Consider the following 13,422-nt stretch of genomic DNA (forward strand, 5'->3'; position numbering starts at 1 on the left):
GCGACGCGTCGGACAAACCAGACGGATCTAATGTGACACCACCGCCTCAGTCCTCCGTGCTGTCGATGCTGCACGGGCGCGCCAGCCTGCGCCCCGATGACATCGCCTTCACGTTCACCGATTACGAGCACGACTGGGCGGGCGTGCCCGAAAGCCTCACGTGGTCGCAGTTATCCCGCCGAACGCTGAACGTGGCACGCGAGCTCGGCCTGCACGGGTCCGTCGGGGACCGGGCGGTGATCCTGGCTCCCCAGGGCCTGCACTACATCGCGGCGTTCCTGGGATCGATGCAGGCCGGGCTCATCGCGGTGCCGCTCCCGATGCCGCACCGCGGTTCGACTCATGAGCGGGTGGGTGCAGTGCTGGCCGACACGTCACCGACGATCGTTCTCACCACCTCCGCGGTCGCGCACGATATCGCCGAATACGTCGACCATGCGGGCCTGAGCGATCCCCCGAAGATCGTCGAAGTCGATGCGCTGAATCTGGACGCCGACGGCGAAACGAGCGTTCGCATAGCCGATTTGCCGAGCACCGCGTATCTGCAGTACAGCTCGGGTTCCACCCGGCTGCCGACCGGGGTGATGATCTCGCACCGCAACCTGCAGGTGAACTTCGACCAGCTGATGCGCAGCTTCTTCGCGGAGTCCCAGATCAAGGTGCCCTCGGATGCCACGATCGTTTCGTGGTTGCCCTTCTACCACGACATGGGTTTGGTGCTGGGGGTCTGCGCACCGATCCTGGGCGGCTTCCGCGGCGAGCTGACGAGCCCGGTCGCGTTTCTGGAACGGCCGGCCAGATGGGTGCAGGCGCTGGCGAAAAGTCCGCATCCGTTTTCCGCGGCGCCGAACTTCGCCTACGACCTGGCCGCCCGAAAGACGACCGAGGCCGACCTGGCCGGGCTCGACCTCGGCGAGGTGCTGGGCATCATCAGCGGTGCCGAACGCGTCGAACCCGCCACGCTGCAACGCTTCGTTGATCGGTTCGCGCACTTCAATTTTCGCGATCACATGGTGCGTCCCTCGTACGGCCTGGCGGAAGCGACCGTCTTCGTCACGGCCGGGACCTGGAGCGATTCGTCGGGCGTGGTTCATTTCGACACCGAGGAGCTCTCCGCCGGCCGCGTCCAGCGATCCGCGGGGGGCACCGGCACGGCGCTGGTCAAATACAAAGTGCCGCAATCACCCTCGCTGCGCATCGTCGACTCCGACACAAGCCGCGAGTGCCAGGCCGGCGTGGTCGGCGAGATCTGGCTGCACGGCCCCAACGTCGCGGAGGGCTACTGGGGCAAACCCCCGGAGGAACAGCGCTGCTTCGGCGCGGCGCTCGTCGACCCGTCGCCGGGCACGCCCGACGGGCCGTGGCTGCGAACCGGCGACCTCGGTTTCGTCTACTCCGGTGAACTGTTCATCGTCGGGCGCATCAAGGATCTGCTGATCATCCGCGGGCGCAACCACTATCCCGAGGACATCGAGGCGACGGTCCAACAGATCACCGGCGGCCGGGTCGCGGCGATATCGGTTCCGGTGAACAGCACCGAGAAGCTGGTCACCGTCGTCGAGCTCAAGAAGCGGGGCGATTCCGCCGAGGACGCGACGCACTGGCTCACCGGTGTCAAAAGCGACGTCACCTCGGCGATATCCAACGCGCACGGGTTGCATGTCGGCGACCTCGTCCTGGTGCCGCCCGGGTCGATTCCCACCACCACGAGCGGCAAGATCCGGCGCGCCGCCTGCGTCGAGCAATACCGCCAGGACCAATTCACCCGGCTGGACGCCTGAGCCCGGACCCCGGTTGAACATAATGGTTCCAACCGCACCGGCAAAGGAGCCATTCGATGAGCACAACCAGCGCAGACCGCCCGCTTCGGGTGATTCAGTGGACCACCGGCAATATTGGGCGCCGCTCGTTGCACGCCATCATCGGCCGGCCCGACATGGAGCTGGTCGGGGTCTACGCGCACGGCGCCGAAAAGGTCGGTGTCGACGCCGCGGAGCTGTCCGGCTGGCCGGAGCCGACCGGGGTCAAGGCCACCAACGACATCGACGCGCTGCTGGCGCTGCGGCCCGACGCGTGTTGCTATAACCCGTTGTGGCCCAACATCGATGAACTCGTGCGGCTGCTTGCGGCGGGCGTCAACGTGTGCACCAGCGCCGCGTGGATCACCGGCGGCAAGCAGACACCGGCGGACCGCGAGCGCATCGCGGACGCCTGCGAGCGGGGCGGTTCGACGATCTTCGGCAGCGGGGCGCACCCCGGGATGACGAACATGGTCGGCATGGTGCTGTCCGCCTCGTGCGAGCGCGTCGACGAGATCCGCATCACCGAGTCGGTGGACTGCTCGACATACGAGTCGGCCGAAACCCAGACGGCGATGGGCTTCTCGCAGGATCCCGACACCCCGGGGCTGGCCGAGAGCGTGCGGACCGAAAGCGAGGTCTTCGCGGAGTCCGCGGCGATGATGGCCGACGCGATCGGCGCGAAACTGGACCGGATGACCTTCGACGTCACCTTCACCGCGGCCACCGCCGACTCCGATCTGGGCTTCATGAAGATCCCCGCGGGAACGGTGGGCAGCGTCTACGGCTACCACCGCGGCTGGGAAGGCGATCGCAACGTCGTCAGCGTCGGATTCAACTGGACCATGGGCAATCACGTGGTGCCGCCCAAACCCCTCGAGCACGGCCACGTCATTCAGGTGTTCGGCCTGCCCAACATGCGCACCGTGCTGCATTGCCTGCCGCCGAAGGATTGGACGGAGCCCGGATTCATGGGGCTGGGAATGATCTACACCGCGATGCCGGTGACCAACGCGGTCCCGGCCGTCGTCGCCGCCAGGCCCGGCATCGTCACCCTCGCCGACCTCCCGCCGGTCACCGGCCGCGTGGCCCGCTGACCGGCCCGTGTCGGTCATCACAAAGTCAGCACCCACAGGAACGGTCCCGTGCACTACGGTTTACGATGCTTAGCACAGCAATGTATCGGCAAACCGGCGTGTCGGTGACGGCGGTGGTCCGCGGGGCGAGCGGAAGGCGGTCAAGGTGAAGGCCCTAGCCAGGGCGCTCAAACGAGCGTGGATTCCGCTGGTGTTAGTGGTCGTGCTCGCCGTCTCGACCTTGGTCGTCTCGCGGCTACACAGAATTTTCGGGTCCCAGGACCTCAACGCGAACGCGGGCAGGGGGATCGAGATCGTGCAGTTCAACCCGAAGGTCGTCGTCTACGACGTCTCCGGCCCGCCGGGTTCCACGGCGAACATCAACTATTGGGACGAGAACGCGAACACCCACCAAGTCAACAACGCCCCGCTGCCCTGGTCGACCACCATCTCCACCACGCTTCCGTCGGTGAGCGCCAACATCATGGCGCAGAGCGACGGCAGCAGAATCAGCTGCAAGATCACCGTGGACGGTGTCGTCCGCGATGACCAGAATTCCGACGGCCATAACGCCCAGACCTTCTGCCTGGTGAAGTCCGCATGACCGAGATCGACAAGGCCGAGCGCGACGCGAGCACGGCGGATACCGGCCCGATCAGGACCGGCAAGCCCAGCATGGCGGATCGCGGCCACCGTCCTTATCTCCCCCACGCGATCCGCATCTTTGCGATTCCGATCATTGTGGCCTGGGTGGCCATCACCGTCTTGGTGAACGTCATCGTTCCCACGCTGGAAAAGGTCGGCGAGGCGCATTCGGCGCCGATGGCCCCGCTGGACGCGCCGTCGATGAAGGCGATGATGCGGATGGGCCACAACTTCCGCGAATTCGATTCCAACAGCACGGTGATGATCGTGCTAGAGGGCCAGCAGCCCCTCGGCCCCGACGCGCACCACTACTACGACAACGTGATTCGGCAGCTGCGCCAGGACCCCAAGCACATCCAGCACATCCAGGACTTCTGGGGTGACCGGCTGACGGCGGCCGGGGCGCAGAGCGCCGACGCCAAGGCCGCCTATGTGCAGATCAACCTGGCCGGTAACCAAGGCACCACGCTGGCCAACGAGTCGGTGGACGCGGTCCGCAAGGTGATCGACGAGAACAAGGCGCCGCCCGGCGTGAAGGCCTACGTCACCGGTCCCGCCGCGCTGTCCGACGACATGCACATCATCGGCAACGCCAGCCTGGCCAAGATCACGCTGTTCACGCTGGGCGCCATCGCGATCATGTTGCTGCTGGTCTACCGGTCCATCGTCACCACGCTCGTCCAGTTGTTCATGACCTTTGTCGCCCTGGCGTGTTCGCGCGGCGTCGTCGCGGTTTTGGCGTACCACAACGCATTCGGGCTCACGACCTTCGCCGCCAACATCCTCACCATGTTGGCGATCGCCGCCGGAACGGACTACGGCATCTTCCTCGTCGGCCGCTATCAAGAAGCATTGGCCGCCGGTGAGGATCGGGAAAGCGCGTACTACACCACATTCAAGGGCGTCGCCCCCGTGGTCTTGGGCTCGGGCCTGACGATCGCCGGGGCGACCTACTGCCTGAGTTTTTCGCGGTTGCCCTGGTTCAACACCATGGGCGCACCGGTGGCGATCGGCATGCTGGTCGTGGTCGCGGCCGGGCTTACGCTGGGCCCCGCGGTCGTCTTCGTCGGCAGCCGCTTCCACCTCTTCGAAAGGCAGGCCAAGCGCGGCCGGCTGTGGCGGCGGGTGGGCACCGCCGTCGTGCGTTGGCCCGCACCGGTTTTGGCCGTCAGTGCCGCGGTCGTGCTGGTCGGCATGATCGCCCTCCCGAGCTACCACACGAGCTACAACGACCGCCATTACCTGCCGTTGTCAGCCCCGTCCAACCAGGGGCAGGAGGCCGCGAACCGGCACTTCTCCGAGGCGCGGATGAACCCCGACCTGTTGATGGTCGAGTCCGACCATGACATGCGGAACCCGGCCGACATGCTGGTGCTGGACCGGGTGGCAAAGAACGAGATGCGCACGCTCGGCATCGCCATGGTCCAGGACATCACCCGGCCGCTGGGGATTCCGATCCAGCACAGCTCGATCCCGTTCCAGAACAGCATCCAGAGTCAGACGACGATGCAGAACATGAGCTTCCTCAAGGAGCGCATGAACGACATCCTGAAGATGGCCGACGACCTACAGACCCAGATCGACACCACCCAGCGCCAGTACGAGGTGTCGCTGGATTTGGCCAATGCCGCCGACGACAGCGCAAAGACCACCGCGGTGACGTCGCAAATCACCGACAAGCTACGCGACCACATCGCGGATTTCGACGACACCTTCCGACCGATACGCAGCTACTTCTACTGGGAGCGGCACTGCTACGACATCCCGTTGTGCATCGGCTTGCGGTCCCTGTTTGACACCTTCGACGGCTTCGACCAGCTCGCCGAGCAATTCCACTACCTCACCGCCGATATCGCGCACACCGCCAAGGCCACGCACGACCTGAACGCGCTGTTCCCCGTGCTGATCTCGACGCTGAAGAACACCCGGGGCATCACGCTGACGCTCTACCAGACGTTCAGGGCGATGATCAACCAGATGGAGGCGATGAGCAACACCGCCATCGTGATGGGCCAGAGCTTCGATCAGTCCAAGAACGACGACTTCTTCTACCTGCCGCCGGAGGCCTTCGACAACCCCGATTTCCAGACGGGCCTGCGCATGTTCCTGTCACCGGACGGCAAGTCGGCGCGGTTCTTCATCACCCATCAGGGCGATCCGATGACGCCGGAGGGCATTTCACGGGTCGACGCCGAACGCACCGCGGCGCAGGAGGGGCTCAAGCAGTCCTCGCTGTCGGATGCCCGGGTGTATCTCGGCGGAACCGCCGCGACGTTCCGGGACATGGCCGACGGCGAGAAATACGACCTGATGATCGCCGTGGTGTCGGCCCTGACGTTGATCTTCATGATCATGTTGCTGCTCACCCGGAGCGTGGTGGCCGCGCTGGTGATCGTCGGCACCGCGGCCAGTTCGATCGCCGCATCATTCGGGCTGTCGGTGCTGATCTGGCAGGATCTGTTCGGCATCAGAATCCACTGGATCGTGATGGCGCTGTCGGTGATCATCCTGCTGGCGGTCGGCTCCGACTACAACCTGCTGCTGGTGTCGCGGTTCAAAGAGGAAATCCACCGCGGGCTCAAGACGGGGATCATCCGCTCGATGGCCGGCACCGGTGGGGTGGTGACCGCCGCGGGGCTGGTGTTCGCCTTCACGATGGCGTCCATGCTCGGCAGCGACCTGCGCGTGCTGGGGCAGTTCGGGTCCACGGTGTGCATCGGCCTGCTGCTCGACACCCTGATCGTGCGCACGCTGCTGATGCCGTCGATCGCCACCCTGCTCGGACGCTGGTTCTGGTGGCCGCTCGTTGTGCATCCGCGCGGTGACTACGGCCGTCCGCCCGCCGCCGTGACGGCACCGGTGGCGTCAGCCGCCAGGAGCTAGGTCCAGGCACACCGCGACGGCTCCCGCGCCGACGTGCAACGCGAGCACCGGCCCCAGCGGGGTGATGATCGCCGGCTCGCACGCCGGTAGCCGCTCGGCCAGGGCCGCCGCGACCTCCTTGGCGCCGTCCGGGTTGGCGACATGGTGCACCGCCAGGGCGGCGGGGGCGTCGCCGACGACGTCGCAGACCTTCTCGATCATCGCCGCGGTCGCGTGGGTGACTGTGCGAATCCGTTGGGCCAGAACGAGTTTCCCGTCGTCGATGCGCAGCACCGGCTTGAGCGCCAGCGCGGTGCCCAGCCAGGCCGTGGCCCCGCCGATCCGCCCGCTGCGCCGCAGGTTGTCCAGCCGGTGGACCACCACGTAGGCCCGGCCGCGCGACACGGCCGACGTCGCGGCCCCGGCGACGACGTCCAGGTCGCCGCCGGCGGCCGCGGCCCGGGCGGCGGCCAGCGCGACGAAACCGGTGCCCATCGCCGCGGATCGCGAGTCGACGACGCGCACGCCCGGGTCGAGGTCGGCCGCCGTCCGCTGGGCGGCGCCGCAGGTCCCCGACAGCGCGGCGGAGATGTGCACCGCCACCACCCCGTCGCCCCCGCTGTCGGCCAGCGCCTGCTGGTAGGCGTTGGCGAGTTCGGCGGGCGTGGCCGCCGCGGTGGTGGCGTGCCGCTGGTAGATGTCGTCGGGGATGTCGTCGATGCCGTCGCGCAGGTCGTGGCCGTCGAGCAGGATGTGCAGCGGAACCACTCGTATCGACCACTTTTCGAGCAGCTCGGCGGGCAAGCGCGCCGACGCATCGGTCACCACCACGACGGTCACGTGCGCGGCACCCCGGCTTCGGCGAGCGCCTTGAGCATCAGCTCCGCGACCGCCTGGTGGGCCTCGAAGTTCCAGTGGATGCCGTCGGGATTGCCGCGGCCGCTCATCACCTGTTCGGCCACCGCGGCCTTGAGGTCCACCAGCGGAACGTCGTGTTGCTGCGCCCATTCGGTGATCGCGGCGACGGTCCCGGGCCGTCCGTGATGGGCCTTGCCGTAGGTCTCGGCGATGTGCACCGACGGCAGCGACGCGACGATCGGGATGCCCGGGCGATTGAAATCGATTGCGCCACGGGTCTGTTCGAGGTACTCGGCGGTCAAATGCGGCGGCAGGGCCGGCCTGGCCACCGGGGAGAGCCGGGGCTGCAGCCAGCCGTAGCCGTCGCGGGCCCAGCGCCGCAGCCACGGCGGCCGCACGTAGCGGATCAGCTCGCGGATCGCGGTCGGCAACACCGACGGCAGCGAATCCATCCCGCCGGTCGCGAAGATCACCGCCCCCGCCCTGGGCAGCGCCGCCCAAGCCCGCGGGTCCTGGGTCGCCGCCCACCAGATGTCGCGGCTGGTCCAGCCGATGCGACCGATCAGCTCCACATCCCAATCCAGTTGCGCGGCAACGATATTAGGCCAGATGCGCGGGTCGTCGGCGGGCAGTCCCCCGGTCGGCCCGTAATAGGACAGGGAGTCGGCGAACACCAGCAGGGTGGGGCGGGGCCCGCGCTCAGAGGACATCGTTGGACACCTGCGCCGAAGCGTTCCACACATCCAGGCGCCAGCGGATGGCATCGAAATCGGCGCCGGCGCCCCAATCGTCGGAGTGACCCGACAGCTGCACCCAACTCGCGTTGCCCATGCCACCCAGGACCGGCCAGTTGGCGACCGGAAGCCGCAGCAGCGCGGCCGACAGCGCGGCGATCAGCCCGCCGTGGGCGACCAGCACCACCGGTCGGTCCGGTTGGTGCGGGTCGCCCCATTCCGACTCGCCGGAGACCAGCTCGGCGATCAGCGGCAGGCTGCGGGTGGCCACATCGACCCTGCTTTCCCCGCCGTGCGGCGCCCACGTCGCGTCCTCGCGCCACGCCAGGCGGGCGCCCGGCGCCTCGACGTCGATCTGCGCGTGCGTCAGGCCCTGCCAGTCGCCGAGATGGGTCTCGCGCAAGCGATCGTCCACCCAGACCTTCAACCCCGTTCGCTCCCCCAGCTTGAGCGCGGTGTCGTAGGCGCGCCGCAGATCCGACGACACGATCAGCAGCGGCTGCAGCTTGCCCAGCACCTCGGCGGCGGCCACGGCCTGCGCGCGGCCCAGTTCACTGAGCTCGGTGTCCAGCTGGCCCTGCATCCGGCTGCCGAGGTTGAAGTCGGTCTGCCCGTGCCGCAACATCACCAGGCGGCGGATTCTCATTGCACCCTCATTGCTCGCCCGCCGAGTCGTCGAGCTCCACCGGCACCACCGGGCAATCGCCCCACAGGCGGTCCAGGGCGTAGAAGTTGCGATCGTCCTGATGCTGGATGTGCACGACGATGTCGCGGTAGTCCAGCAGCGTCCAGCGCCCCTCCCGGGCGCCCTCGCGCCGCGCCGGCCGGTAGCCCGCCTTGCGCATTTTCTCCTCGACCTCGTCGACGATCGCGTTGACCTGCCGCTCGTTGGACGCCGAGGCGATGACGAAGCAGTCCGTGATCACCAGCTGGCCCGAGACGTCGATCACGAGCACGTCGTCGGCCAGCTTCGAGGCGGCCGCGCCGGCGGCGACGGTCGCCATGTCGATCGCTTCCTGCGTGGCGCTCACGCCGACCCCTCGGCCCCGGGTTTGGTGTACAGCCGCCGCTTGGAGACGTACTGCACGACGCCGTCGGGCATCAGGTACCACAGCGGGCGGTGCTCCTCGGCGCGGCGGCGGCAGTCGGTCGACGAGATCGCCAGCGCCGGGATCTCGACGAGGGTGAGCGCGTCCTCGGTGAGCTCGCCCAGCACGCCGGTGATGTGTTCGCGGCGCAGCTCGTACCCGGGGCGGCTGACGCCGATGAAGCGCGCGAGCCCGAACAGCTCCTCCCAGCCCTGCCAGGACAGGATGCTCTCCAGCGCGTCGGCGCCGGTGATGAAGTACAGCTCGGAATCGGGATTCAGCTCGTGCAGGTCCCGCAGGGTGTCCCGGGTGTAGGTGGGCCCGCCGCGGTCGATGTCGACCCGGCTCACCGAGAAGCGGGGATTGGACGCGGTGGCGATCACCGTCATCAGGTAGCGGTCCTCGGCGGCGGAGACGTGCCGGCTCTTCTGCCACGGCTGGCCACTGGGCACGAACACCACCTCATCGAGGTCGAAGAGGTCGGCAACCTCGCTGGCGGCGACCAGGTGGCCGTAATGGATGGGGTCGAACGTCCCACCCATCACTCCCAACCTGCGAAGCCGCTTTTGCACGATGTGCCAGCTTACTTGAGCGTGCGATACCGCCCGATTTCCCAGGCGGGCTCCTGCGCGAGCGTGCGCAGTTGTACGGGCCCCGCGGCGTGTCCGCGTACAAACACGCACCCTCGCGGGAAGGGGGAAGGGGGAAGGGGGAGGTCTCAGACCGGCAGCAGCTGGTCGATCACCGCGGCCAATTGCTTGGCGGACCGGCATTCGTGCATCGTGATGACCTCCTGGTAGCGCGGCACCGCCGAGTCGCCGCTGCCCCACAGGTGCTTGGGCTCGGGGTTGAGCCAGTGCGCGTGCCGGCTCGCGGTGACCATGTGAGACAGCAGCTCGGTCTCCGGATTGCGGTAGTTGGTGCGGCCGTCGCCGAGCACCAGCAGCGAGGCGCGCGGCGACAGCACGTTGGGAAACGCCTGCGCGAACGACGCGAACGCGTTGCCGTAGTCGGAGTGCCCGTCGCGGCTGTACACGCCCGCCTCGCGGGTGATCCGCTGGATCGCCACGGCCAGGTCGGCTTCGGGCCCGAACATGTGGGTCACCTCGTCGGTCGTGTCGATGAAGGCGAACACCCGGACCCGCGAGAACTGTTGGCGCAGCGCGTGCACCAGCAGCAGCGTGAAGTGGCTGAACCCGGCGACCGACCCCGAAACGTCGCACAGCACCACCAGTTCCGGGCGCGCCGGACGGGGCTTGGCCAGCACCACGTCGATCGGCACGCCGCCGGTGGACATCGACTTGCGCAGCGTCTTGCGCAGGTCGATCACCCCGGCGCGCGAGCGTCGCCGGCGGGCCGCCAGCCGGGTGGCCAGCGTGCGGGCCAGCGGCGCCACCACCCGTTGCATCTGGCGCAGCTGTTCACCCGAGGCGCGCAAGAACTCGACGTTCTCCGAAAGCTGTGGGATGCCGTACATCTGGACGTGGTCGCGGCCGAGCTGCTCGGCGGTGCGCCGCTTGGTCTCCGCGTCGACCAACTTGCGCAACTGCGTGATCCGCTGCGCGGCAAGGGCTTTGGCGATCTGCTCCTGGCTGGGAGTGGGCTCGTCACCGTACGGGGCGAGCAGCCCCGCCAGCAGCTTGCCCTCCAATTCGTCCAGCGCCATGGCCTTGAGCGCCTGATACGAGGAGAACGAGGGGCCCCGGCTGGAACTGTATTTGCCGTAGGCCTCGACGATCCGCGCGACCATCGCCACCAGGCGCTCGTCCATCTCCGCGAGGTCGGGGTTCTCGTTGAGCAGGTCCAGCAGCATCTGGCGCATCGCCTCGACGTCGTCGGGCGGCAAAGAGTCGTCCGGGGTCCCGTCGGCCCCTTCGTCGGTGACCACCGCGCGCGCGCCCAACGCCGCGGGAAACCACAGGTCGAACATGGCGTCATAGGTGTCGCGGTGATCGGGGCGGCGCAGCACCGCGCAGGCGAGGCCCTCGCGCAGCACCTCGCGATCGCTCAGTCCCAGGGTGGCCATCACCCGGCCGGCGTCCACGGTCTCCGACGGCCCCACCGAAATCCCCACTCCGCGAAGCGCTTCCACGAACCCCACCAGGTGGCCCGGCAGCCCGTGCGGGGCGAGCGGGCGGGTGGGGCGGACGCGGCGGGCCATCAGTTGAGCCTGAGCTCCCCGGCCGCGCGCTGCTGGTCGGATTGGTGCTTGAGGACCACACCGAGCGTCTGGGCCACCACCGCGTCGTCGATGGTGTCCAGCCCCAGCGCCAACAGCGTGCGGCCCCAGTCGATCGTCTCGGCGATGGAGGGCACCTTCTTCAGTTGCATCCCGCGCAGCACGCCGATGATGCGCACCAACTCCTCGGCCAGGTGCGCGGGCAGCTCGGGGACCCGCGACAGCAGGATGCGCCGCTCCAGCTCGGGGCTCGGGAAGTCGATGTGCAGGAACAGGCAGCGGCGCTTGAGCGCCTCCGACAGCTCCCGGGTGGCGTTGGAGGTCAGCACCACCAGCGGCGTCCGCTCGGCGGTGATCGTGCCCAGTTCGGGGACGGTCACCGCGAAGTCGGACAGCACCTCGAGCAGCAGCCCCTCGATCTCGATGTCCGCCTTGTCGGTCTCGTCGATCAGCAACACGGTCGGCTCGGTGCGCCGGATCGCGGTCAGCAGCGGACGCTGCAGGAGGAACTCCTCGCTGAACACGTCGTCCTTGGTCTGATCCCAATCACCGGAGCCGGCCTGGATGCGCAGAATCTGCTTGGCGTGGTTCCACTCGTACAGCGCGCGCGCCTCGTCGACGCCCTCGTAGCACTGCAGGCGCACCAGGCCCGAGCCGGTGGCCTGGGCGACGGCGCGCGCCAGCTCGGTCTTGCCGACGCCGGCGGGACCCTCCACCAGCAGCGGCTTGCCGAGCCGGTCGGCCAGGAACACGGCGGTCGCGGTGGCGGTGTCGGGCAGGTAGCCGGTCTCCGCCAACCGCCGGGAGACGTCGTCGATGTCGGCGAACAACGGCGCAGGCCGGGCGGGCACACTCACGATCTCAGTTCTCCTAAAGCTTTTTGTCGGGGTGTCAGGCCGGGCGGGTCTGCCCGTCCCCCCACGCGATCCACTTGGTGGAGGTCAGTTCCGGCAATCCCATCGGTCCCCGCGCATGCAGCTTCTGTGTGGAGATGCCGATCTCGGCACCGAACCCGAACTGCTCGCCGTCGGTGAACGCCGTCGAAGCGTTGACCATCACCGCGGCCGCGTCGACTCCGTCGGTAAAGCGTTGGGCCGCAGCCATGTTCGTGGTCACGATGGATTCGGTGTGTCCGGTGCCGTACTCGTTGACGTGGGCGATCGCGGCGTCGACGCCGTCGACCACCGCCACCGCGATGTCCATCGACAGGTATTCGCGGCGCAGGTCGGCCTCGTCGGCGTCGTCACCGAGACCGCCGTGCACGGTCACCCCGGCGTGTTCCAGGGCGTCGATCAGCCTGGGCAGGGCCACGCCTGCGATCGCGGCGTCGACCAGCAGCGTCTCGGCGGCGTTGCAGACGCTGGGCCGCCGGGTCTTGGAGTTCAGCAGGATCCGCTCCGCCACGTCCAGGTCGGCCGATTCGTGCACGTAGACGTGGCAGTTGCCGACGCCGGTCTCGATGGTGGGCACCTGGGCGTCGCGCACCACCGCGTCGATCAGGCTCGCTCCCCCACGCGGGATGACCACGTCGACCAGGCCGCGGGCCTGGATCAGGTGGGTGACCGTGGATCGGTCGGCGGCCGACAGCAGCTGGACCGCGTCGGCGGGCAGGTCCTCGCTGATCAGCGACGCGCGCAGCACGTCGACGAGGGCCTGATTGGACTTCGCCGCCGACGAGCTGCCGCGCAGCAGCACCGCGTTGCCGGACTTGAGGGCCAAGCCGAAGGCGTCCACGGTGACGTTGGGCCGGCCCTCGTAGATCATGCCGACGACGCCGAGCGGGACCCGCTGCTGGCGCAGGTGCAGACCGTTGGGCAGGGTGTAGCCGCGCAGCACCTCGCCGACCGGGTCGGGCAGTCCCGCGACCTGTCGCAGGCCGGCGGCGATCCCCTCGACGCGCTGGGGGTTCAGCGCCAACCGGTCGAGCATTGCCGCCGGGGTGCCGGCGGCCCGGGCCGCCTCGAGGTCCTCGGCGTTGGCCGCCAGGATCTGCTCGGTGTGGGCGACGACCGCGTCCGCGGCGGACTGCAACGCCGCGTCCTTGGCGACCGTCGGCAACAGGGCCAGCGCGCGGGCGGCGACCCGGGCGCGGCGGGCGGCGTCGTGGACGTCCCGGCGCAAGTCAGGAAGCGAGGGAGCTTGCAGACTCATTGAACCAGGGTATCGGGCCTTCGCCGGCCA

At 68.4% G+C, this 13,422-nt stretch carries 12 protein-coding genes; 4 read left to right on the forward strand and 8 right to left on the reverse strand.

Translation table 11 applies throughout. The annotated features are described in order from the left end of the window. The first annotated feature begins 32 nt into the window (after positions 1-32). The 4 genes from A5673_RS06100 to A5673_RS06115 all read left to right on the forward strand — a co-directional run bounded on the left by A5673_RS06100 (position 33) and on the right by A5673_RS06115 (position 6,403). A complete protein-coding gene (locus tag A5673_RS06100; RefSeq protein ID WP_082958566.1) occupies positions 33-1,781 on the forward strand; it encodes an AMP-binding protein in 1,749 nt (582 codons plus the stop codon). A gap of 56 nt (positions 1,782-1,837) precedes the next feature. Next, entirely contained in the window at positions 1,838-2,896 is a 1,059-nt protein-coding gene (locus tag A5673_RS06105; protein WP_068228529.1) for a dihydrodipicolinate reductase, read from the forward strand. A gap of 145 nt (positions 2,897-3,041) precedes the next feature. Then, the gene (locus A5673_RS06110) at positions 3,042-3,479 is read left to right on the forward strand and encodes an MmpS family transport accessory protein (RefSeq protein WP_082958567.1); all 438 of its coding nucleotides are present in this window, start codon (positions 3,042-3,044) and stop codon (positions 3,477-3,479) included. Continuing rightward, positions 3,476-6,403 (forward strand): RND family transporter, encoded by a 2,928-nt coding sequence (locus A5673_RS06115; protein WP_068228533.1) that lies wholly within the window; start codon positions 3,476-3,478, stop codon positions 6,401-6,403. Before A5673_RS06110 ends, A5673_RS06115 begins: the two co-directional genes overlap by 4 nt. Here the strand turns inward: A5673_RS06115 and A5673_RS06120 are convergent. The 8 genes from A5673_RS06120 to A5673_RS06155 all read right to left on the reverse strand — a co-directional run bounded on the left by A5673_RS06120 (position 6,386) and on the right by A5673_RS06155 (position 13,392). Continuing rightward, entirely contained in the window at positions 6,386-7,222 is an 837-nt protein-coding gene (locus A5673_RS06120; RefSeq protein ID WP_068228535.1) for a DegV family protein, read from the reverse strand. The two genes, A5673_RS06115 and A5673_RS06120, sit on opposite strands and share 18 nt — an antisense overlap. Then, positions 7,219-7,950 (reverse strand): diglucosylglycerate octanoyltransferase, encoded by a 732-nt coding sequence (octT, locus tag A5673_RS06125; protein ID WP_068228537.1) that lies wholly within the window; start codon positions 7,948-7,950, stop codon positions 7,219-7,221. Before octT ends, A5673_RS06120 begins: the two co-directional genes overlap by 4 nt. Further along, on the reverse strand, positions 7,940-8,620 hold the full coding sequence (gene gpgP / locus A5673_RS06130; protein WP_068228544.1) for a glucosyl-3-phosphoglycerate phosphatase: 681 nt from the start codon (positions 8,618-8,620) through the stop codon (positions 7,940-7,942). The genes octT and gpgP overlap by 11 nt, the downstream gene beginning before the upstream one ends. Before the next feature lie 7 nt (positions 8,621-8,627). Further along, the gene (rsfS, locus tag A5673_RS06135; RefSeq protein ID WP_068228547.1) at positions 8,628-9,005 is read right to left on the reverse strand and encodes a ribosome silencing factor; all 378 of its coding nucleotides are present in this window, start codon (positions 9,003-9,005) and stop codon (positions 8,628-8,630) included. Further along, entirely contained in the window at positions 9,002-9,634 is a 633-nt protein-coding gene (nadD, locus tag A5673_RS06140) for a nicotinate-nucleotide adenylyltransferase (RefSeq protein ID WP_082958568.1), read from the reverse strand. Before nadD ends, rsfS begins: the two co-directional genes overlap by 4 nt. A 146-nt stretch (positions 9,635-9,780) precedes the next feature. Beyond that, positions 9,781-11,226, reverse strand: a complete 1,446-nt coding sequence (locus tag A5673_RS06145) for a VWA domain-containing protein (protein WP_156747914.1) — start codon at positions 11,224-11,226, stop codon at positions 9,781-9,783. Further along, the gene (locus tag A5673_RS06150) at positions 11,223-12,098 is read right to left on the reverse strand and encodes a MoxR family ATPase (RefSeq protein ID WP_068228554.1); all 876 of its coding nucleotides are present in this window, start codon (positions 12,096-12,098) and stop codon (positions 11,223-11,225) included. The genes A5673_RS06145 and A5673_RS06150 overlap by 4 nt, the downstream gene beginning before the upstream one ends. 34 nt (positions 12,099-12,132) lie before the next feature. Further along, entirely contained in the window at positions 12,133-13,392 is a 1,260-nt protein-coding gene (locus tag A5673_RS06155) for a glutamate-5-semialdehyde dehydrogenase (protein ID WP_068228557.1), read from the reverse strand. Positions 13,393-13,422: the final 30 nt, after the last annotated feature.

The sequence above is a fragment of the Mycobacterium sp. E3198 genome, from assembly GCF_001667015.1.
Lineage (GTDB): Bacteria > Actinomycetota > Actinomycetes > Mycobacteriales > Mycobacteriaceae > Mycobacterium.